The sequence below is a fragment of the Hymenobacter guriensis genome, assembly GCF_015773195.1.
Classification (GTDB): domain Bacteria; phylum Bacteroidota; class Bacteroidia; order Cytophagales; family Hymenobacteraceae; genus Hymenobacter; species Hymenobacter guriensis.
In genome coordinates this window covers 1-20,696 of the sequence record NZ_JADWYK010000015.1, presented here as the reverse complement: position 1 = coordinate 20,696, position 20,696 = coordinate 1, and the positions used below count along the sequence as shown (strand labels likewise).

Annotated in this window: 19 protein-coding genes; 6 read left to right on the top strand and 13 right to left on the bottom strand. The window is 61.9% G+C overall.

Going from position 1 to position 20,696, the window contains the following annotated elements; genetic code table 11:
* Positions 1–102 precede the first annotated feature (102 nt).
* The 3 genes from I5L79_RS19000 to I5L79_RS18990 all read right to left on the bottom strand — a co-directional run bounded on the left by I5L79_RS19000 (position 103) and on the right by I5L79_RS18990 (position 2,415).
* The gene (locus tag I5L79_RS19000; RefSeq protein ID WP_196956659.1) at positions 103–465 is read right to left on the bottom strand and encodes a hypothetical protein; all 363 of its coding nucleotides are present in this window, start codon (positions 463–465) and stop codon (positions 103–105) included.
* 54 nt (positions 466–519) lie between these two features.
* Positions 520–1,821, bottom strand: a complete 1,302-nt coding sequence (locus tag I5L79_RS18995; RefSeq protein ID WP_196956658.1) for a PAS domain-containing protein — start codon at positions 1,819–1,821, stop codon at positions 520–522.
* A gap of 144 nt (positions 1,822–1,965) precedes the next feature.
* The gene (locus I5L79_RS18990; RefSeq protein ID WP_196956657.1) at positions 1,966–2,415 is read right to left on the bottom strand and encodes a GNAT family N-acetyltransferase; all 450 of its coding nucleotides are present in this window, start codon (positions 2,413–2,415) and stop codon (positions 1,966–1,968) included.
* A 234-nt stretch (positions 2,416–2,649) separates the two neighbouring features.
* On the opposite strand from I5L79_RS18990, the gene I5L79_RS18985 reads away from it, so the two are divergent.
* Positions 2,650–3,189, top strand: a complete 540-nt coding sequence (locus I5L79_RS18985; RefSeq protein ID WP_196956656.1) for a DUF4136 domain-containing protein — start codon at positions 2,650–2,652, stop codon at positions 3,187–3,189.
* A 13-nt stretch (positions 3,190–3,202) separates the two neighbouring features.
* On the opposite strand, the gene I5L79_RS18980 is transcribed toward I5L79_RS18985, so the two are convergent.
* Positions 3,203–4,087 (bottom strand): pirin family protein, encoded by an 885-nt coding sequence (locus I5L79_RS18980; protein ID WP_196956655.1) that lies wholly within the window; start codon positions 4,085–4,087, stop codon positions 3,203–3,205.
* Positions 4,088–4,178: 91 nt separating this feature from the next.
* Here I5L79_RS18980 and I5L79_RS18975 point away from each other — a divergent pair, with 91 nt between their 5' ends.
* Complete coding sequence (locus I5L79_RS18975; RefSeq protein ID WP_196956654.1) at positions 4,179–4,949, top strand: phosphodiester glycosidase family protein; 771 nt, start codon at positions 4,179–4,181, stop codon at positions 4,947–4,949.
* 33 nt (positions 4,950–4,982) lie between these two features.
* Here I5L79_RS18975 and I5L79_RS18970 read toward each other — a convergent pair whose 3' ends face one another.
* Positions 4,983–5,582, bottom strand: coding sequence for a hypothetical protein (locus tag I5L79_RS18970; RefSeq protein ID WP_196956653.1), 600 nt, complete (start codon positions 5,580–5,582; stop codon positions 4,983–4,985).
* A gap of 195 nt (positions 5,583–5,777) precedes the next feature.
* Between I5L79_RS18970 and I5L79_RS18965 the strand changes: the two genes are divergently transcribed.
* The 4 genes from I5L79_RS18965 to I5L79_RS18950 all read left to right on the top strand — a co-directional run bounded on the left by I5L79_RS18965 (position 5,778) and on the right by I5L79_RS18950 (position 10,963).
* Positions 5,778–7,958, top strand: a complete 2,181-nt coding sequence (locus I5L79_RS18965; protein ID WP_196956652.1) for a TonB-dependent receptor — start codon at positions 5,778–5,780, stop codon at positions 7,956–7,958.
* Between the two features lie 277 nt (positions 7,959–8,235).
* The gene (locus I5L79_RS18960) at positions 8,236–8,943 is read left to right on the top strand and encodes a hypothetical protein (protein ID WP_196956651.1); all 708 of its coding nucleotides are present in this window, start codon (positions 8,236–8,238) and stop codon (positions 8,941–8,943) included.
* 81 nt (positions 8,944–9,024) lie between these two features.
* Entirely contained in the window at positions 9,025–10,137 is a 1,113-nt protein-coding gene (locus I5L79_RS18955; protein ID WP_196956650.1) for a sensor histidine kinase, read from the top strand.
* A gap of 40 nt (positions 10,138–10,177) precedes the next feature.
* Complete coding sequence (locus I5L79_RS18950; RefSeq protein WP_231403216.1) at positions 10,178–10,963, top strand: LytR/AlgR family response regulator transcription factor; 786 nt, start codon at positions 10,178–10,180, stop codon at positions 10,961–10,963.
* A gap of 233 nt (positions 10,964–11,196) precedes the next feature.
* Here the strand turns inward: I5L79_RS18950 and I5L79_RS18945 are convergent, their stop codons facing one another.
* The 8 genes from I5L79_RS18945 to ilvA form a co-directional block, all read right to left on the bottom strand.
* Positions 11,197–11,991: a LytR/AlgR family response regulator transcription factor gene (locus I5L79_RS18945; RefSeq protein WP_196956649.1), complete on the bottom strand. Its 795-nt coding sequence runs from the start codon at positions 11,989–11,991 to the stop codon at positions 11,197–11,199.
* 40 nt (positions 11,992–12,031) lie between these two features.
* The gene (locus tag I5L79_RS18940) at positions 12,032–13,042 is read right to left on the bottom strand and encodes a sensor histidine kinase (protein WP_196956648.1); all 1,011 of its coding nucleotides are present in this window, start codon (positions 13,040–13,042) and stop codon (positions 12,032–12,034) included.
* Between the two features lie 200 nt (positions 13,043–13,242).
* On the bottom strand, positions 13,243–14,202 hold the full coding sequence (locus I5L79_RS18935; RefSeq protein ID WP_196956647.1) for an alpha/beta fold hydrolase: 960 nt from the start codon (positions 14,200–14,202) through the stop codon (positions 13,243–13,245).
* Between the two features lie 326 nt (positions 14,203–14,528).
* The gene (leuB, locus tag I5L79_RS18930; RefSeq protein WP_196956646.1) at positions 14,529–15,653 is read right to left on the bottom strand and encodes a 3-isopropylmalate dehydrogenase; all 1,125 of its coding nucleotides are present in this window, start codon (positions 15,651–15,653) and stop codon (positions 14,529–14,531) included.
* Positions 15,641–16,240: a 3-isopropylmalate dehydratase small subunit gene (gene leuD / locus I5L79_RS18925; protein WP_196956645.1), complete on the bottom strand. Its 600-nt coding sequence runs from the start codon at positions 16,238–16,240 to the stop codon at positions 15,641–15,643. Before leuD ends, leuB begins: the two co-directional genes overlap by 13 nt.
* Positions 16,241–16,255: 15 nt before the next feature.
* Positions 16,256–17,650, bottom strand: a complete 1,395-nt coding sequence (gene leuC, locus I5L79_RS18920) for a 3-isopropylmalate dehydratase large subunit (protein ID WP_196956644.1) — start codon at positions 17,648–17,650, stop codon at positions 16,256–16,258.
* Positions 17,651–17,755: 105 nt separating this feature from the next.
* Complete coding sequence (locus I5L79_RS18915; protein ID WP_196956643.1) at positions 17,756–18,922, bottom strand: 2-isopropylmalate synthase; 1,167 nt, start codon at positions 18,920–18,922, stop codon at positions 17,756–17,758.
* Positions 18,923–19,239: 317 nt separating this feature from the next.
* Complete coding sequence (ilvA, locus tag I5L79_RS18910) at positions 19,240–20,511, bottom strand: threonine ammonia-lyase IlvA (RefSeq protein ID WP_196956642.1); 1,272 nt, start codon at positions 20,509–20,511, stop codon at positions 19,240–19,242.
* Positions 20,512–20,696: the final 185 nt, after the last annotated feature.

The following is a 20,696-nucleotide window of genomic DNA, read 5'->3' as shown; positions in this document are numbered from 1 at the left end:
TCCCCAAACCACTGCCGGCAGCCGGCAAAGCACCACAAAAAAACACCGTTTGACCGGCGCAAAGCCAGGCAAACGGTGCTTGGGGCGTTGGACCAGTCGGGCTTAGGCGGCGCTCAGCACGTGCTGTTCCAGCTTCTGGAGCAAGGCTTCAATGCGCTGGGCAAAGCCGTCGATCTGCTCCAGGCCGGCGCGGGCTTCTTCCAGCTGCCCGCGCTGGTACTGGCGCACCAGGGCCTGGCCGGTGTCAAGCATCTGCGAAATGGTTCGTTCTATCTCGCGGGTTTCGGGGATGAGCCCGTATTGCGGTTTAATGATGGTATCAAGCCACTGCGCCAGGGGGTTGTCGCGCAGGGAAAACAGGTTCGGTTCGGCCTCGCGCACGCCGTAGAGGACGGAGCGCAGCCGCGACTTGAACAGGACCTGCTTGATGCGGGCCTGCTGGAAATCCAGACTGGTTATGTCCATAAGAGCGAAACGAGGAAATGCCTTAAGGCAGGAAAAAAACGCAGCATGGGCCTACTAAGCATCAGGGGCGGGGCGTTCGAGGGCCCGGCGAGCCTGCACCAGGTCCGTCACATCAAAGGCAAACACCATGATGCCGGCTTTCTGTCCGTTTTCTTCGAATAGCTGGTAAGTGAAGTTGAGGTAGTGAAGCCGAAGCTGCCCGTCGTTGTCACGGTCAATCATAATTTCCACCTCATTGCCGATAAAGGTTTCGCCCGTGTTGTACACCCCGTTCAGCAGTTCCACGAAGCCCTGCTCAATCACTTCGGGCAGCGCCTCGGGCACCGTGAGGCCCACCAGCTGGCGGCCCGGGAACAAGGCCTGGTAAGGCGGGTTTACGAACTCGAAGCGGTGCTCCGGCCCGCGCAGAATGCAGATCAGCGCGGGCGTCTGCATAAACAGGCTGTAGAACGTCTTGCGCTGCTGCTCGGCCAGCTGGTAGGCCTGGTAGGCCTGGTCCGAAAGCCGGGCCTGCTCCTCGTTGGTTTCCAGCAGCTCCTGCACCATCTGCTTCTGGTCCTGGATATCAGTGCCGCCGCCTACCCACATGGTAATGCGGCCATCGGCATCGGTGCGGGGCAGGCCGCGCATCAGCACCCAGCGGTACTGGCCGTCGTGGCGGCGCAGGCGGTACTCAGCCTGATAGGGCTGGCCAGCGCGGATGCTGGCGTACCAGTGCTTTTCAACCTGGGCCCGGTCGTCGGGGTGGATGTTGTCCATCCAGTGGTTGTTCAGCTCCTGGGCATGCTCGCGGCCCGTAAACTGCAGCCAGCGGGAGTTGAAGTAGTCGAGGGTGCCGTCGGGGCGGGCCGTCCACACCAGAATCGGCACCGATTCGAGAACGAAGCGGGTACGCTCCTGCTGCTCGGCCAGCTCGCGCTGCACCTGCTCGGCGGCCAGGCGGGCCCGGTACTGCTCCGTCACATCCTGGGTGCGCTGCAGAATATAGCGCAGCTGACCCTGCTCGTCGAGCACGGGGTAGTGGGTGGCTTCCCAGTACAGCTCCTCCAGCCCACCGCCCTGCTCCTGGGGCCGGGCCAGGTCGTAGCGGATCAGGGGCATGGTGTGCGGCTCCAGGTGTCGGCGCACGTGCTCGTGCGACTCCTCGATGAGGCGCGCCGACTCCTCATCGTTGGACGGGTAGGCCTCGAAGAATGGCTTGCCCACAACTTCTTCCCGGTTTTTCATCGACACGCTCTCGTGGCGGTCGGTGTTGTCGAGGATGGTAGCGTCGGCGTCGGGCGCGATGAGCAGGAAGTTATCGGGCAGGGCATGAAACAGCTGCTGATAGTCGACCGGAAAGCTGGGCGTAGGCATAGGAGTTGAACGGCAGGGAAACAGGGCAGCACCCGGCGGGGTGACGCAAGTCAACAAAGCTACATTCCGGCACGGCGCTAAAAAAATTGGCGCCGACTTTTCCCTGCAATCAAAGATGGCCCCGTCCGCCGCGCTTCCGGCCCGCTACGGCCGCACCATGTGCAGGTGCGGAATGCCATCTTCCAGGTACCCTGCGCCCACCTGCCGGAAGCCGAAGCTTTCGTAAAATGCCTGCAGGTACTGCTGGGCCCCGATCTGAATGGGCTGCGGGCCGAACTGCGCGGCTACGGCGTCCAGGGCCTCCTGGAGCAGCTGCCGGCCCAGGCCGTAGCGCCGGAACTTCGGGCTCACCACCACCCGCCCAATACTGGCCTCGGGGTAGCTGATGCCGGCCGCAAACAGGCGGGCGTAGGCTGCCAGCTCCCCGCTTTCAGCATAGCCCAGCAGGTGCCACGCGGCCTGGTCCTGCCCGTCGATGTCCTGGAACGCGCAGGTTTGCTCCACTACAAACACCTCGGAGCGCAGTTGGAGCAGGGCGTAGAGTTCAGCCAGGGTAAGGTCGGGGAAGGGCTTTCGGGTCCAGGTCAGCGTCATCGAAAAAGAGAAAGAGTATGGGTGCGAAGGTAGCACGCGCCCGGGCACAAGCCTGATTTCTGGGCTTGGCTGGTCAGTCACGAAACAGCCGCGCTGCGGGCAAGGGCCTGGGTTCGGCTACTAGGGCGCAAGCTGGGCCTAAACCTCCGGGTCGGTTCGCACGTGTACACCAGGCGGCCGGCCCCAGGCCTAACCGGGCCCGGCCGCCGATACACTCACCTTCTTTTTCCTGGCATGAAAACGTTTTTGTGGCTGTGGCTGATTGCTTGCGTGGCCTGCTCGCCGGTGCGGGTGGAGTCGACCACCCAAACGCCGGGCGTCGATTTCACGACGTACCGCACCTACAACTTCCTGGATGTGGAAGCCCGCAATGAGGCGGCTTTTCAGGGGCCTGGCACCGGTATGACGGAGCTCAAGCAGGCCGTAGCCCGGGAGCTGGAGCGCCGCGGCTACCAGCAGGCCGCCACGCCGGATGTGTGGGTGAACATTGGCGTCGTGACGCAGGATAAAGTGCAGACCCGCCAAACCAACTTCCGCGACGCGCCCCGCTACATCGGGCAGCGCCGCTACAGCTGGAAAAGCGAGGAAGTAGTGGTGGACCGCTACGAGGAAGGCACCGCCACCGTGGATGTGGTGGACGCCGCCCGCAACGAGCGGGTGTGGCAGGGCGTAGCCGTGAGTACCCTCACCGACGACCCCACGAAGCTAGCCGCCCGCATCGATGAGGGCATAACCCGGATGTTTGCCAAGTACCCGGTGCCGCCCCGCGAGTAGCTGTCAACCGTTTCTACTCATCCTCCGGAAACTGGCCCATACCGCCGCTTTCGAAGTCGGCAATGGCCTGCACCAGCTCCTGGTTGGTGTTCATCACAAAGGGGCCATACGTGGCCAGGGGCTCCTCGATGGGGGCGCCGGCCAGCACTACCAGCACTGTGTCTTGTGTAGCGGTAAAGGGCACCTCGGGCGAGTTCCAGCCGAACACGACCAGCTGCTTGCTGCCCGCCGTGCGCCCATCTGCCAGCTGAATCTGCCCGTGCACCACGTAGAAGCCCACGTTGTACTCGGCGGGCAGGCTGATGGTGGTTTCGGCCCCGGCCGGCAGGTGCACATCCAGAAGGGTAATAGGTGAGAAGGTTTCGGCGGGGCCGCTCACGCCCTCGTAGGCGCCGGCTACTACCCGGATGCGGCCTCGCCCCTCGGCCACGGGCACTTCGGGAATGGCGGCGGCCCGGATGTTCTGGTAGCGGGGCGGGGCCAGCTTGTCCTTCCTGGGCACGTTCACCCACAGCTGCAGCAGCTCCAGGGTGCCGCCCCGGCGGGCAAACTCCCGCTCGTGGCGCTCCTCGTGCAGGAGGCCCGCCCCGGCCGTCATCCACTGCACGTCGCCGGGGCCCAGGGTGCCGCTGTGGCCGGCCGTGTCGCGGTGGGCCAGGGCGCCTTCATACACCACAGTCACCGTCTCGAAGCCGCGGTGGGGGTGGGGCGGGGTGCCCAGCGGGGCCTCAGTAGGCACCACGGGCATGGGCCCGGTGTGGTCGATGAGCAGGTAGGGGCTGAGCTGGCGGATGCGCGGCCCCGGCATGGGGCTGGTCACGTCGAAGCCGTCGCCCACGGCTTTCTTGTTGCCATCAATAATCTGAAAGATGCGGCGGCCGGGGTAGGAAGGAGTCATGAGGCAGAATGGGGAAGAGCAGCCGTCTATCCAGGCTAAGGCCGGAACAAGAACTGCCAATGGTTTCAGGGCTAGTAAATACCTTCAACGCATGAAGGATGTTTCCACTGGCGCTGGCAAATTTCGTGTAGTTCATTCCGCTTTCTGGCAGCTGGCAACTGTACTTGCCCTGAGCACAGCCCTCACCACCTGCACCCCGCCCGACGCTACCGACGCCGACCAGTTCATCAGCTACACGGTGAACCCGCGGCGGCAAACGCTGCGCCTGTACTGGCAGGATGAGCACGGCCAGCCCCTACGCAGCCTCGGCCACCTACGCGACTGGCTCAGTGGCCGTGGGCAGCGCCTTGTCTTTGCCTGCAACGGGGGCATGTACCACACCGGCCCGGTGCCGCTGGGGCTGTTCATCGAGAATGGGCAGCAGCGTACCCCGCTGGATACCACCCACGGTACCGGTAACTTCTACCTCCAGCCCAACGGCGTGTTCTATCTGACCCGTGCCAGGGAGGCTGGTATTGTACCCACGGCCCGGTTTAGCGCGGCGGAGGCAGTACAGTACGCTACGCAGTCGGGGCCGATGCTGGTGCTGGATGGGCAGCTGCACCCGGCGTTTCGGGCCAGCTCCGTAAACCGGCAGATTCGCAACGGCGTGGGGCTGCTGCCCGACGGGCGCCTACTGCTGGTGATGTCGAAAAAGGAAATCAACTTCTACGACTTTGCGTGCTACTTCCAGCGCCGGGGCTGCCGACAGGCTTTGTACCTCGATGGATTTGTGTCGCGCGCCTACCTGCCCACCCAAGGCTGGGAGCAGCTGGACGGAGACTTCGGCGTGATGCTGGGTGTGACGGAAGCAGCAGAGTAGCTGCCAAGGCTAGCTTTAGGGTAGCGGCTTGTGCTAAAATGGCAGCTTGAAGTCGAAGCGGCCCTCCGTGACGTGGATGGAGTCGTTCGGGTAGTCAGAAAACAAATACCCTTCAAAGGTGCCGCTAATTATTTTCTGGTCGGCATCAAACCGGCTTACTACCACATGGATAGGGTTTTTGGCCAGATTGCGGTAAGTATGGCCAGCGTTGGTGAATTCCTGATAAATCAATCCTTCTTGTAGCGTAGGATTGAGGTAGCGCTTTGTTCCTAGAGTGTCAACGGCCAGTAAATCCAGGTGAAGCATTGATTCGTGGGTAGGCTTTCCCTGTCGCACCCGGCTCATCTGTCCAGAAGCCGCGGCTAGGGTGCGACCAGCAACCCGAGGACTACTGTAAACAATCAAGGAGTTATCTGTCAAGATAGAGCCAAGCACACCTTGTTGCTCATACTTGCCGAACGGAGTCCAGACGTGGCCGTTGATGTTGCAGGCCAGGAAGCCAGCGCCCGAAGTGGTAGCGGCTGGCAACGTCAGCTTGTCGAAAGCGGCGGTGTTATCATACGCCTGTTTTTCGCAAGCAGAGAGGAATAGTGCGCTGCTGGCGCCAAGGCTAAGGAGTAGCGAATATTTCATACAAGGGTATCCAGTAAAAAGAAAGCACTAGCAGGAGGCGAAAAGCACGAAAATGGTTGTCAGCTGTAGCCCTTTCGGAAACTCAAAACAGGCTATTTCACGCTTCATACCCCGAATCTGACGCTTCGGTAACAGCAAATTTCCAGCGCGGCGGCAGTAGGCCACTTTTGGTCCATCACGCTACCACTGCTGGCTATGAAACCCTTTATTCTTGTTCTGCTTCTGCTCGCCCCGCTGCTTGGGCTGGCCCAAACCACCACCCTGCGCGGCACCGTGCGCGACGACCACGGCCAGGCGCTGCCCGGTGTAAACGTGTTCCTGCGCGGCTCCTTCGATGGGGCCAGTACTGACTCGGTGGGCGCTTTTCGCTTCGAAACCACCCAAACCGGTGCCCAAACGCTGCAGCTGAGTTTGCTGGGCTACGTGGCCCAGGCCGTGCCCGTGCAGCTGGCAGGCGGGGAACTACAGTTGCCCCTGAAGCTAAAAGCCGACCGGCATCAGTTGGGTGGTGTGGTCATCACGGTCGGCTCTTTCGAAGCCAGCGACGAAAAGCGCAGCGCCGTGCTCAAGCCCCTCGACATTGTAACCACGGCGGGCGCCCTCGGCGACGTGGCCGGGGCCCTGAACGCCCTGCCCGGCACCACCCGCGTCGGCGACGAGGGCAAGCTCTTCGTGCGGGGCGGGGCGGCCGGCGAAACCAAAACCTACCTCGATGGGCTGCCCGTGCAGAACCCCTACGGCGGCTCGGTGCCCAGCGTGCCGGCCCGGGGGCGGTTTTCACCCTTCCTGTTCAAGGGCACCGTGTTCAGCACCGGGGGCTACTCGGCCGAATACGGGCAGGCCCTCAGCGCCGTGGTGCTGCTGAACACGACTGACCTGGCCCCCGAATCCCAGACCGGCGTTAGTTTGATGTCGGTGGGGGGGAGCCTGAGCCGGGTGCAGCGCTGGGAGCGTACCTCCGTAGCCGTTACAGCCGACTACATGAACCTGCAGCCCTACTACGGGCTGGTGCCGCAAAGTTTCGGGTGGGTGAAAGCCCCGCAAAGTCTGGGTTCGTCGCTGAGTTTGCGCCACCGCACCGGCGAGGCCGGCATGCTGAAAGTGTACGGCGTGTGGCAGCAGCAGCAGCTGGCTTTGCGGCAGCCTAATGAAGCCTTCACCGCCGACCGCACCGTGGCCCTGCGCAACGGCAACGGTTACCTCAACGCCACCTTCCGCAGTCCGCTCAGCCGGGGCTGGAGCCTGAACACCGGCGCCGCCCTCACCCGCGACGACAACCAGGTGCGCCCCGATGCCATGTACCTGCGGGAAATCGAACAAAGCCTGGTGGGCCGCCTGGTGCTCACCAACGACTCGGCTGGCACCAACTGGAGTCTGAAGCTGGGCGCTGAGGCCTTGGGACAGCAGTACCGCCGCACCTACCAGGAAAGCTCGGATGCGCCCGTTTGGCAGGCCGGCAGCTTCACGGAGCGTCGTGGGGCGGCCTTCGCCGAGGCCGATATCAGCCTGGTCGACCGGCTGGGGGCCCGCGTGGGTGGCCGGGCCGAGTACTCGGCGCTGCTGGGCCGCTGGAACGCCGCTCCACGCCTGGCCCTTGCCTGGCAGGTCAGCGAGAATAGCTCGGTTTCGGGCGCTTACGGCTTGTTTTATCAGACACCGGCCAATGACCTGCTGCGCGTGCGCCAGGATCTGCGCTTCGAGCAGGCCCGCCATGCCCTCGTCACCTACCAGTATGCCCGCGACAACCGCACCCTGCGCCTCGAAGCCTACGATAAGGCCTATCAGCATCTCACCGTATTCGACGCGGCGCAGCCCAATAACCCAGCCTCCTACCGCAGCGCCGGTACCGGCTACGCCCGCGGCCTCGACCTGTACTGGCGCGACCGGAAAACCCTCAAAAACACCGATTACTGGGTGAGCTACGGCTTGCTCGACACGCGTCGCCAGGCTCGGCAGGACCCCAGGCTGGCCGTGCCCACTTTTGCTGCGCGCCACAACCTGAGCGTGGTGAGCAAGTATTGGATTGCCAAAGCCCACACGCAGGTAGGCTTCACGGCCAGCTACGGCAGCCCGCGCCGATACCAAGACCTCACGCAGGAAGGCTACAACCAGGGCCGCTTGCCCAGCTACCAGGACCTGAGCTTCAACGCCAGCTACCTCACCCGCATCCGGGGGCAGTTCACCATTCTCTACGTGAGCATGAGCAATGTGCTGGGCCGTGACAATGTGTACGGCTACCGCTACGCCACCCAGGCCAGCCCCGACGGCACCTACGCGCGCACGGCCGTCACGCCCTCGGCCCCGCGCATGCTGTTCGTCGGTCTGTTTATCTCCATCAACAAGAAGCCGGTAGACCTGAATACTGCACCGGACTAAAGGGGTTTCTAGTTGCTGGTTTCGAGTTGCTGGTTGTCAGCTGTTCAGCAGGGGATTTTAATCCTGTCATCCTTAGCATGTGGCGCATCAAGTTACATGCTCAGGATGACAGCAACTAGAAACTCGAAACCAGCAACCAGAAACTTCCTTCCCGACGCTTCATCCCGAAAATCCGACGCTTCGGTAACGGCAAGTTTCAGCGGGGCCGGCCGCGCCGCACCTTTGAATCACTCAACCGCACAACATCTTCCCAACCACTTTTCAGCCCTTCTGAGTTATGAAAAAGACTTTGTTCACCCTCGCCCTCGTTGCCGCTTCCTTCGCCGCCTCGGCCCAGAATTCCCCTGCCGCGCCGTCGACGGCCACTACCCAGCCCACCGATGCCTACTCGCAGCTGCTGGCCGCCACCATTCAGGAGCTGATGAGCACCGGCGACCCAGCCCAGCTCAAGCAGGTAGATGCCAAGCTGGAGCGCGCCGCCTCGGTGAAGCCCCAGGACTGGCTGCCACGCTACTACCAGGCCTATGCCCGCGTCGTCACCTGCTTTGTGAGCAAGGAAGACGGCGACGCCAAGGACAAATACCTCGACCAGGCGGAAACCGCCCTTGCCCAGGCCCGCAAGCTGGGCGGCGACGAATCGGAGCTGCTGGTGCTGGAGGCCTACCTGGGGCAGGGGCGCCTTATGGTGTCGCCGATGACGCGCTTTGCCACCTACGGTAGCCAGGTAGCCGCGGCCCTGAGCAAAGCTAAGAAGCTGAACCCGGCCAACCCCCGCCTGTACCTGGTGCAGGGCAACAACGTGTACCATACGCCTGAAATGTTTGGGGGTGGGGCCGGCGCCGCCAAGCTGCTCTACGACGAAGCCAACGCCCGCTTCGCCGTGTTCAAGCCTGCTTCGGCCCTGGCGCCCAACTGGGGAGAGCGGCAGCTGAAAGCCCGGCTGGCTTCGTACGCGTCGGCCCCGGTTCAGGCCGCGGCCAAGTAATTGAACCGCCTTACTGCCCGCCAGCCACCAACACCTGCCGGTGGTTGGCTTCATTTCCTGCCGCTGCTTACCTTGCCAGCCATGAATGTGACTTCTGCCGGGACCCCGCCCGCCGTGCACCCCGACAACGTGGCCCTGGGCCGCCGCTACCTGAACCGCGACCTGCCGCTCTGGCGCACCCTGCTTATTACCACGCTGCTGGCCCTGCTGGTAACCTACGGCACCTGCGCCGAGTGCCTGCGGGACTCGCATAAAGCCTGGATAAACTTTGCGCATTCGTGGTGCTACACGGTGGGGCTGTGGCTGGTGAACAGCTACCCGCAACAGTGGCTGAACCGGCAGGTAGATTGGCGGGCGCAGCCCATGCGGCGGTTTCTGGTGTCGGTGATTTTCTCTATCCTGGCCTCCTTGGCGGTGATTATGCTTATCACGGCGGGCTCCTTGGTGTTGTTCTGGCACGAGTCCCTGAGCTTGCTGCTGGAGCCACGGGTATGGAAGCAGTTTCTGCTCCCCTTGCTGATTACGGTGGTTATTTCCCTGTTTCTGCACAGCCGCTCGTTTCTGCTGGAATGGCGCGAAACCTCGGTGCGGGCCGAGCGTCTGGAAAAAGAAAATGCCCAGGCCCAGGCCGACTCCCTGCGCCGCCAGCTCGACCCGCACTTCCTGTTCAACTCCCTGAACGCGCTGACTTCCTTAGTGGAAGAAAACGACCCGGTCCGGGCCACGCGCTTTATCCGTCAGCTCAGCCAGGTGTACCGCTACGTGCTCGATGCCCAGGAGCAGGAGGTGGTGCCGCTGGCCGAGGAAATACGCTTCGTAGAGGCCTATCTGTTTCTGCAGCGCACCCGTCTGGGCGAGGGCGTGCAGGTGCAGATGGACTTGCCACCCGCCGCTGCGCTGGAAACCCTGCTGGTGCCCCCGCTGGCCGTGCAGCTGTTGCTGGAAAATGCCCTCAAGCACAACGCCACCTCTCAGCGCGACCCGCTGCAAATTCAGGTAACGCTGGACGAGGCGGCCCGCACGCTCACGGTGCGCAACCAGCGCCGCCCGCGCCGCCTCCCGGAGGGCGAGTCCACGGGCCTGGGGCTGCAGAATTTGGGAGCCCGCTACGCTTTTCTCACCAAGCTGCCCGTGCAGGTAGTCCAGACCGAAACCGAGTTCAGCGCGACGCTGCCGCTGCTGGAGCTGCAGTAGTTTTTCCGGCCGGAATCCACCTGTCGCGTTACTTTCGCTTATGATTACTCCCGTGCGCGCCCTGATTATTGAAGACGAACCCCTGGCCGCCCGCCGCCTGACCGAGCTCTTGCGCAAGCAGCCCCAGCCAGTGGAAGTGGTGGGCACGGCCGAGTCGGTGGCGGAGGCCGAGGCCCTGCTGCGCGCCCTGCGCCTGGCTCCCGACGTGCTGTTTCTGGATATTCACCTGGCCGATGGGTTGAGCTTCGAGCTGTTTGAGCGGCTCGATATTCAGAGCCCGGTTATCTTCACCACGGCCTACGATAAGTACGCTCTGCGCGCCTTCAAAGTGAATAGCGTGGACTACCTGCTCAAGCCCATCGACCCGGAGGAGCTGACGGCGGCCCTGGACAAGCTCCGCCGCCAGCGCGAGGCCGCCGCCCCCACCTTCGATGCCGCGCTGCTGGCCCAGGTGCTGCGCCAGGCCCAGCCCGCCAAGGAGTACAAGTCGCGCTTTGTGGTGCGGGTAGGGGAGCACCTGAAGGCTATTCCCGTGGAGCAGATTGCCTATTTCGCGAGTCTGGAAAAAGTGACGTTGCTGCACACCCGGGAAGGCCGGCGCTTCGTGGTGGATTACACCCTGGAGCAGCTGGAAGGCATGCTCGACCCCACGGTGTTCTTCCGTCTCAATCGCGCCTACCTCGCCCACGCCGAGGCCATCCACGACATCATTCACTACACCAACTCCCGCCTGCAAACCATCCTCAAGCCTGCCGCCCCCGATAATGATACCGTGCTGGTGAGCCGGGAGAAAGTGTCGGCTTTCAAGGCCTGGCTGGACAGATAATGTGCTGCGCTTCGCTGATGCGAGGAATGTGCTGATGAAAGTGTCTGGCAAGTCATGACTGTATCCTTGAACGTCATGCTGAGCGGAGCCGAAGCATCTCTACCGCTTTGTTGCGGTGGTTATTCAACGAAGCGGTAGAGATGCTTCGACAAGCTCAGCAAGACACGTCCTTTCAAGCTTCGTCAGCGCCATTGTCTGTATTCCGCACATGCCCACATCAGCACATTACAAAATCAGCCTTCCAGCCAGCTTTTCACCGCTGCCGCTTTTTCCCGGCTTACCAGTACTTCGTCGCTGGGAGCGGGCTGCAGGTCCAGCAGCAGCTTGCCGTTGAAGTGCGGGTGCAGGCGCTGCACGGCCGGCAGCTGGGCAATGAACTGCCGATTAAGGCGAAAGAACTGGCTGGGGTCGAGCAGGCTTTCCAGCTGCTCCAAGGTGTAATCCACCACGAAGCGCCGGCCATCGGTGGCAGTGAGCGTGGTGGTTTCGTGCCGGCTCTGAAACCAAGCTACCTGGGCTGCCGGCAGCGGCAGCAGCTGCTCCCCGCTCCGCACCAGAAAACGCGTTTTAAACTGCCGGTCGGGCCGAGGTAAAGCATCAGCTAGGCGCTCCAGGCGGTGCGCGGAAGTGTCTTCGGGTTGCGGTTCGGCGCCGGCTGATTCACCGAGGGCCAGACGCCAGTCGCGCAGCTTGGTGAGGGCGGCCGTCAGCTCAGTTAGCTTCACTGGTTTCAGCAGGTAATCTACACTGTTGGCTTTGAAAGCGCGGATAGCATAAGCGTCGTAGGCCGTGGTGAAAATGACCGGGCTGCGCACCAGCAGCTGGTCGAAGATTTCCAGGCTCAGCCCGTCGGCCAGTTGAATGTCGGAGAGAATGAGGTCGGGAGCGGGGTTGATTTCCAGCCACTGCACGGCGCCGGATACGCTGTCGAGCACGGCGGCCACCTGGGCCTCGGGCGCGGCCTGGCGCAGCAGGCGCTGTAGCCGCTCGGCGGCCGGGTACTCATCTTCGAGCAGCAAAACGGTCATAAGACGGAGGATAAAATACTGATAAACGGGAAGGGAGCGGCTACTTCAGCAGCGGCAGCCGCACCCGAAAAGTAGCGGCCTCCGCGGTTATTTCCACCGGGTGCGGAGCGTGGAGCAGCTCGTAGCGGTGGCGCACGTTGCGCAGGCCCGTGCCGGTGCCGGGCGCCAAGCCGGAGGTACGGGGGCGCAAGGTATTCTCGACGGTAAAGTTGCCCGCTATGGGGTCGGCCGTGAGGCGCAGCTGCAGCGGAAACTCCCGCGAAGCCACGTTGTGCTTCAGCGCGTTTTCCACCAGCAGCTGCACGCTCAACGGGGCCACGTACCGCGTCAGTGCGGCGGAGGGCACGTCTATCGTCACCTGCAGGTTGTCGCGGAAGCGGGCCTTGTGCAAAGCCAGGTAGGTATCTACGAAGACGAGCTCCTCACTAAGCGGTACCGTGGGCCGGTCGCGGGCCAGCAGCACGTAGCGGTACACGTCGGAAAGCTGCTCCACAAAGTCCTGGGCCGGCTCGTTTTCGGGCTCGATGAGGGCCGACAAGGTATTGAGCGAATTGAACAGAAAGTGCGGGTCTAGCTGGCTTTGCAGGGCTTCGAGCTGACTTTGCACGCCCGCACTCTGGAGCTGCTCGGCCCGGCGCACGTTCTCTTCCCACTGCTGAAAGAAGTTCATGCTCTCGTAAATCAACTGAATAACCACGGTAGGCACCATGTTCAGCCCGAACTCCCGCCAGAACGAGGCACTATCCAAGTGCCCACCCTGGGCCCAGGCCGCCACACTGTCGAGGATGAACGTGACGGCCGCCGCAATTGCCGTATTAATGACGGCCAGCCGCCAGAGCCGCTTGCGGGTTTGGTCTACCCGCGGAAAGCGCCGAAACAAGGCCCGCCACAAGGCTCGGCCCGTAAACCAAAAGGCGCAGGTAAACAGCAGCGAAATGCCCCAGTTCAGGAAAAAAACCGGCACCGACCGAATGTGCAGCACGCCCCGGGGAATGAGCACCAGCAGCGCTAGAATGGGGATGCCCCAGAGCAAAAACTTTCGGTCGTTCATGGAAGGTAAAAGTAGCTTTTTCGCGCCGCCAACAGATGGCGGAACTATTTTGATAGGCTGATGAAAATGATTTCTAGAACGTCATGCTGAGCTTGTCGAAGCATCTCTACCGCTTCGCTCTCACGATTGAGTTAGCCAGCGGTAGAGATGCTTCGACAAGCTCAGCATGACGTTCAATGTAAAAATTCGCAGCCCTCGATTTAGCTCTTGCGGGGTAGCTTGGTCACAAAGCGCTGCACGGCCTGGTTGAACTCCTGCGGGTTGTCGAGGAAGGGCACGTGCTTGCCGGGCAGTACCACGGCCTGCTGCTGGGGGAAACGGAAGCTCTTGTAGTGCTCGGGGCCGGTTACGTAGTCCTGCTGGCCAGTGAGCACCAGTACGGGCATCGTCAGGTTGGCCGTGGCTGGCGTGTAGTCCAGCAGGTAGCTGCCGGGGTTCTGGAACATGTTGGCGGCAAAGTCGTGGTTGGCGGGCTGGCCTTTCATCGTGCGGCTTACCCGGGCGGCCGAGGAGTCGGAAGCGTATTGAAGCTGGTTGTAGAGGCCCTGGCGCTGGAGCAGGCCCGTCACCATGAAGTAGCGCTGGGGCAGGGACGCGGCGGCATCCAGCGGCGGACGGGTAGCGGCGGGCAATAAGGTGTAGCCATACGCTGTGGTGCTTTCCATCGAAGCTGGCAGGTTCAGAATGCTGTTGACCAGAATCAGGCTGTGCACGCGGCTGGGATATTTCTGCGCGTAGGCCGTGGCCAGAATACCGCCGAAGGAGTGGGCCATTAGCGTCCATTTTTCCAGCTTTAGTTGCTGGCGCAATTCTTCTATGTCCTGTACCTGGCGCTCCAGGGAGTAGTTTTTATGTGGGTCGCTGGCTGAGCGGCCACTGCCGCGCTGGTCGAGGTAAATCATCTGCAGCTGCTTTTCTAGCGGAGCGCCGGCCAGTACTTCCACCGCCTGGCTGCCCGCGCCTGGCCCCCCATGCACAAACAGGCAGGGCATCCCCTGGCCGGCTACTTTCACAAAGAGCTTCACCCCATCCGAGGTCTGAAATGCCGGCGTGCCATTCGTAAGGCTACCAGCAGTGGCATTTTGCAGGAGTACGAGCGTAAGCAGCAGGCTGCAGAGGCCGCGAAGCAGGAAGGCGAAGTTGGGGCGAAGCGTTTTCATAAGACGAAGCGTGAGGGTTGAGAAGTCGGTTTCGATGCTCCAAACTTCCGCACGTTGTCTGCGCTGTCCGAGGCCAAACCGGGTGAACCGTCGGCCGCGCCCGGTGAACCGACAAAGCCACCGGGGCCGACTGCAGTATCCTGAACGTTAAAAAGCCCAAGCATCCGGTCCGGCGACCAGATACTCGGGCTTTAACCCCACCCCTGAGGTACTTTTTAAGTGGTGAATTTGTGAAGTGGTGAATTTGATGTTCGAACTGCGCAACTTGCGCAAACTGCGCCAGCGGAACATCAACTCACTACCTCACGACTTCACAATTTCACCACTTAGATAATGGTGCTCATGCCGAGCCGGATGTTGTTGCGGTGCAGCTCGCAGTCGGCAATGTCCAGCACGGCGTAGGCAATGAAGCTGCCCACCTGCTCGGTGGTGTGTACCACGGCCGGGTTCAGCTCGGGTGTCACCACGCCTTCGTCGAGGGCGTGCTGCACGGCGTCGCGCACGCAGTCAGCCTCTTCCGGCAGGTTGAAATGATCCAGCAGCATGGCCGCCGAGAGAATGGTGGCAATAGGGTTGGCTATGCCCTTGCCCTTGGCCTGCGGGTAGGAGCCGTGAATGGGCTCGAACAGAGCCGAGTCGTCGCCGATGGAAGCAGAGGGCAGCAAGCCCAGGGAGCCGGCAATGACGGAAGCCTCGTCGGAAATGATGTCGCCGAACATGTTTTCCGTCAGCATCACGTCGAACTGGCGCGGGTTCAGAATGATCTGCATGGCCGCGTTGTCCACGAACAGGTAATCCAGAGCCACGCTCGGGTACTCAGGCGCAATGCTCTGCACCGTTTCGCGCCAGAGGCGGGAGGTTTCCAGCACGTTGGCTTTGTCGACCAGCGTGAGCTTGTGGCGGCGCGTTTCGGCAGCCTTGAAGGCCAGGTGCGCAATGCGCAGAATCTCGTCGCGGTGGTAGGTGCAATGGTCGTAGGCGCTGGCGCGGTCCTCGCTGCGGCCTTTCTCCCCGAAGTAGATACCGCCAGTCAGCTCCCGGAATATCAGAATGTCGGTGCCCTGAATTCGCTCAGCTTTCAGCGGAGAGTGCTCCAGCAACTGGTCGTAGGCCGTGATGGGCCGGATGTTGGCGTAGAGCCCCAGCGACTTGCGCAAGCCCAGCAGCCCTTGCTCGGGGCGCACTTTGGCGGTGGGGTCGTTGTCGTATTTCGGGTCGCCGATGGCGCCAAGCAGCACGGCGTCGGCGCGGCGGCAGGCTTCCAGGGTAACGTCGGGCAGCGGCGTGCCCACGGCGTCAATGGCGCAGGCGCCCATCAGCTGGTAGTCGAAGTGAAACTCGTGGCTGAACCGGTCGCCCACGGCCTTCAGCACGCGCACCGCCTCGCTACACACTTCCGGCCCGATTCCGTCGCCGGGCAACACCACAATTCGTTTGCTTACGCTATCCATGACCGTTGTTGTTCGTAGGCCGTAATGGCCGCCTCCTGGCTAATGAGAAAATCAATGTCGTCGTACCCGTTGAGCAGGCACTCTTTCTTGTAGGCGTCTAGGTCGAAGTGAATGGCTTCGGCCCGACCGGGCACCGTGAGAGTTTGCGCCCCCAAATCCACCGTCAGCGGCAGCTGCGGGTCGGCAGTCACGGCGGCAAACAGGGCCTGCAGTACCTCATCCGAAACCTGCAGGGGCAGCAGCCCCGTGTTCAGGGCATTGCCCCGGAAAATATCGGCGAAGTAGCTGCTGATGACCACCCGAAAACCGGCGTCGTACAGGGCCCAGGCGGCGTGCTCCCGGCTGGAGCCGCACCCGAAGTTTTTGCCGGCCAGCAGAATCTGGTGGCCCTGATAGCGTGAGTCGTTCAGGATAAAATCGGCTTTCGGCTGGCCGTCGGCGGCGTAGCGCCAGTCGGCAAACAGGTTGGCCCCGAAGCCTTCCCGGGTCGTCGCCTTCAGGAAGCGGGCCGGGATAATCTGGTCGGTGTCCACGTTTTCGATGGGCAGCGGCACCACACCAGAGCGCAGGGTTTGAAACTTTTCCATGGGGTGGGCGGTGGGTTAGTTCAGGTACTGCGTGATGTCAACCAGGCGGCCTTCCACGGCCGTAATGGCGGCCACCAGCGGGGAGGCTAGCAGGGTGCGGGCCCCGGGCCCTTGACGGCCTTCGAAGTTGCGGTTGGAGGTCGACACGCAGTAGGCGCCGGCTGGAATCTTGTCGTCGTTCATGGCCAGGCAGGCGCTGCAGCCCGGCTCACGCAGCTCAAAGCCTGCGTCGGCCAGCACCTGGTCAATTCCTTCGGCTATGGCCTGCAGCTCTACCTGCTTGGAGCCGGGCACGATGATGGCCTCCACATGGGCCGCTTTGCGCTTGCCCTTCACGTAAGCCGCCACCGTGCGCAAATCCTCGATGCGGGAGTTGGTGCAGCTGCCGATGAATACGTAGTTGATTTCCTTACCCAGCAGCGACTCGCCTGCCTGAAAGCCCATGTAGCGCAACGACTTATCGAAGCTGGCGGCTTCGCCCGCGTCGGCCAGCACCGGAATGCTGGCGCTAAGCGGAATGCCCATGCCGGGGTTCGTGCCGTAGGTTATCATCGGCTGAATGGCCGCGGCGTCGAACCGCAGCTCGGCGTCGAACTGCGCGTCTTCGTCGGAATAGAGCGTCTGCCAGTAGGCCATGGCCCGGTCCCAGTTCTCGCCCTGGGGCGCAAAGCGGCGGCCTTCGAGGTAGCTGAAGGTAGTGGCATCGGGGGCAATGAGGCCACCGCGGGCACCCATTTCAATACTCATGTTACACACCGTCATGCGGCCTTCCATGCTCAGGGCGCGGATGGCGCTGCCAGCGTACTCCACAAAGTAGCCCGTGGCCCCGCCCGTGCCCAACTGGGAAATAACGTGCAGAATCAGATCCTTGGCTGATACCCCGGGGCGCAGCTCCCCGTCCAGGGTGATGCGCATGCGCTTGGGCTTGTCGAGCAGCAGGCATTGCGAGGCCATTACCTGTGTTACCTGGCTGGTGCCGATGCCGAAGGCAATGGTGCCAAAGGCCCCGTGCGTGGAGGTATGCGAGTCGCCGCACACCATTGTCAGGCCCGGCTGGGTGATGCCCAGCTCCGGCCCGATGACGTGCACAATGCCTTGGTACTGGTGACCAAGGCCGTAGAGCTCCACGCCAAATTTGGCGCAATTCTCGGTGAGCTTATCCACCTGGGAGCGGGACAGCGGGTCCTGAATGGGCTGATCCTGGTGGCGCGTGGGGACGTTGTGGTCGGCAGTGGCGACAATCTGGCCGGGGCGGCGCAGCGTGAGGCCGCGGGCCGTCAGCTCGTCAAACGCCTGCGGGCTGGTGACTTCATGAATCAGGTGCCGGTCGATGTAGAACACGGTGAGGCCACCGGCTACTTCGCGCACCACGTGGGCGTCCCAGATTTTATCGAATAAGGTCTTAGCCATGAGAAGGGTGGGGTGACAGGAACTTGGGGTTCCCGTAGTTCGGGCTCAGCGTAAAATAGAAAACCGTCGTGCCCGGGTGTGTTGGCATGACGGTCCAGCGTTGGGTTAGCCGACGGTAACGAGGTTTTCCTGCTCGACCATCACGTGCAAATCCTCGTCCACGACTTCCTTCTGGCGGTCGGCGAGGGCCACAAACGAGGCGTAGGCTTTGTTGAGGGCCGTGCGGTCGAAGTCGTAGCCGATTTTCTGGAGGCGGTAGGCGAGGGCCGCGCGGCCGGAGCGGGCGGTGAGCACAATGGCCGAGTCGGGCATGCCCACCTCGCGCGGGTCGATGATTTCGTAGGTTTCGCGGTGTTTAATGACGCCATCCTGGTGAATGCCACTGGAGTGCGAAAACGCATTGGCGCCCACAATAGCCTTGTTGGGCTGCACGGGCATGCTCATGAGGTGCGAGACCATAGCTGAGGTTTCGGCGAGCAGCTTGGTGTTGATGCCGGTTTCGAAGTTGAGGTAGGGGTGCTGGCGGAGCACCATCACCGCTTCTTCCAACGCCGTGTTGCCGGCCCGCTCGCCCACCCCGTTGATGGTGCACTCCACCTGCTGGGCCCCGTTGAGCACGCCAGAAATGGAGTTGGCCGTGGCCATGCCCAAATCGTTGTGGCAGTGGGTAGAAAGGCGCACGTGCTCAATGCCCCGCACGTGGTCGGCCAAGTACTTAATCTTGGCGCCGTACTCGCTGGGCAGGCAGTAGCCGGTGGTATCAGGAATGTTGAGTACGGTGGCGCCGGCCCGAATGACAGCTTCGCACACGCGGGCCAGGAACTCGTTGTCGGTGCGGCCAGCATCTTCGGCGTAAAATTCCACGTCTTCCACAAAGCTCTTGGCCAGCTTCACGGCAGCTACCGCCCGCTCAATAATCTTGTCGGGCGTGGTGCAGAGCTTGAACTTGATGTGGGACTCGGAAGTGCCGATGCCGGTATGAATGCGCGGGTATTTAGCCGATTTCAGGGCTTCCGCCGCCGTCACGATGTCGTGTTCCACGGCCCGCGAGAGGCCGCAGACGGTAGCGTAGCGCGTTTGGGCCGCAATGGCGGCCACGGCGGCAAAGTCGCCGGGACTGGAAACCGGAAAGCCCGCCTCAATCACGTCGACGCCGAGTAGCTCCAGCTGCCGGGCAATGAGCAGTTTCTCGTCCCGGTTGAGCTTGCAGCCCGGCACTTGCTCCCCGTCGCGCAGGGTGGTATCGAAGATGTGGATTTTCTGAGTAGCCATGGCACAGGGGTCTTTCAGCCGCAAAGCACCAAGTACGCTCCTAGGCCAGGCCTTCGGAAACCCTTCTTCGGCAAGCCTACTATTTCTAAAAGTTGAGGTTTAATTTATAAGAAGCTGAAATACAGGAGACAGAAAATAATACAGCTACAATGCCTAACCCAGTGTAAATCGACTATAACTTCCTGCTAGCTCATAAGGAAAGCATAGAATGCAGGATAAGGCATAGGATAATCCCAAGGTTGTGATGGAGGCTATGCCTGCGGCCAGGCATAGCTTCAGCGGTGCAGGGTCGGGGTGCAACCCCGTTTCTCAGCGCTTTACACCAGCAAACTCAGGAAGTCCTGCTTACCGTTCAGGTACTCGTAGCCGAAGCCCTCAGCGGCCATGCGCTGCTGAATGCCCGCCACATCGTGAGGGTTCTGCACTTCCAGGCCGATAAAGACGGGGCCTTTTTCCTTGTTGTTTTTCTTGATGTACTGAAACTGGATGATGTCGTCGCCCTCCTGCAGCACGTGGTTCACGAAGCGGCGCAAAGCCCCAGGCTTCTGGTTGAAGGTGACCAGGAAGTAGTGCTTGCGGCCCTGGTGGCGCATAGCCCGCTCCTTGATTTCCTCCATCCGGGTGATGTCGTTGTTGGAGCCGCTGAGCACGCACACCACGGTTTTGCCCCGAATCTGCTCGGCGTACTGGTGCAGGGCCGAAACGCTGAGCGTGCCCGCCGGCTCCAGCACAATGCCTTCCTCGTTGTACATCTTCAGCAGGTCCTCGCACACCTGACCCTCGGGTACCAGGGCCACCTCATCCAGCAGCTCCTGGCACAGTTGAAACGTCAGCTCGCCGGGGCACTTCACGGCCGCGCCATCCACGAAGCTTTCAATAGATTCCAAGGCCTGACGCTGTCCGTTGGCAATGGCCTGCTGCATGGAAGGCGCGCCCAGTGGCTGTACCCCAATCAGGCGAGTGCGCGGGCTCAGCTGCCGAAACACGCTGCTCACCCCCGAGGCCAGCCCGCCGCCGCCGATGGGCATAAACAGAAAGTCGATTTGGGCGGGCGCGTCGCGCAGGATTTCCAGGCCCACCGTGGCTTGGCCTTCTACTATGGCGAGGTCGTCGAACGGGTGCACGAAGGTGCTGCCACGCTGGTCGCAGAAGTTCTTAGCGGCTTGATAGGTGTCGTCGAAGGTGGCGCCTACCAGTACCACTTCCACTTGGTCTTTGCCGAACAGGCGCACTTTGTTCACCTTCTGAGCCGGGGTTTGGGCTGGCATGAAAATGTGGCCGCGAATCCCAAGCAGCTGGCAGGCGTAGGCTACGCCCTGGGCATGGTTGCCGGCCGAGGCACACACTACGTCCCGCGTTACCTGCTCCCGGCTCAGCCCGGCTATCTTGTTGTAGGCCCCCCGGATTTTGTAGGAGCGCACCACCTGCAGGTCTTCGCGCTTGAGGTACACCTGGGCCCCGTAGGCATCGGAAAGGCCCAGATTGTGCTGCAGCAGGGTTTTATAGATGACGCCATCCAGGGTGCGGGCGGCGCGCTCTACGTTGGCCAGCTGCACTACAGGGCTGGCGGTGAGGATATCTTGTTCCATGTATTCAGTGGTCTTATTCAAATGAGTTGCTCGTTTCTGGTTGCTTGTTTCTAGTTGTCGGTTACTGAGTGGTTCAGACAACTAGAAACAAGCAACTATCAACCGACAACTAGGAAGTGTTAACAGTAGGTATTATTTTGGAGGATGGACTTTATGCTGACGGACGCGCAATGGGCGCGCATCGC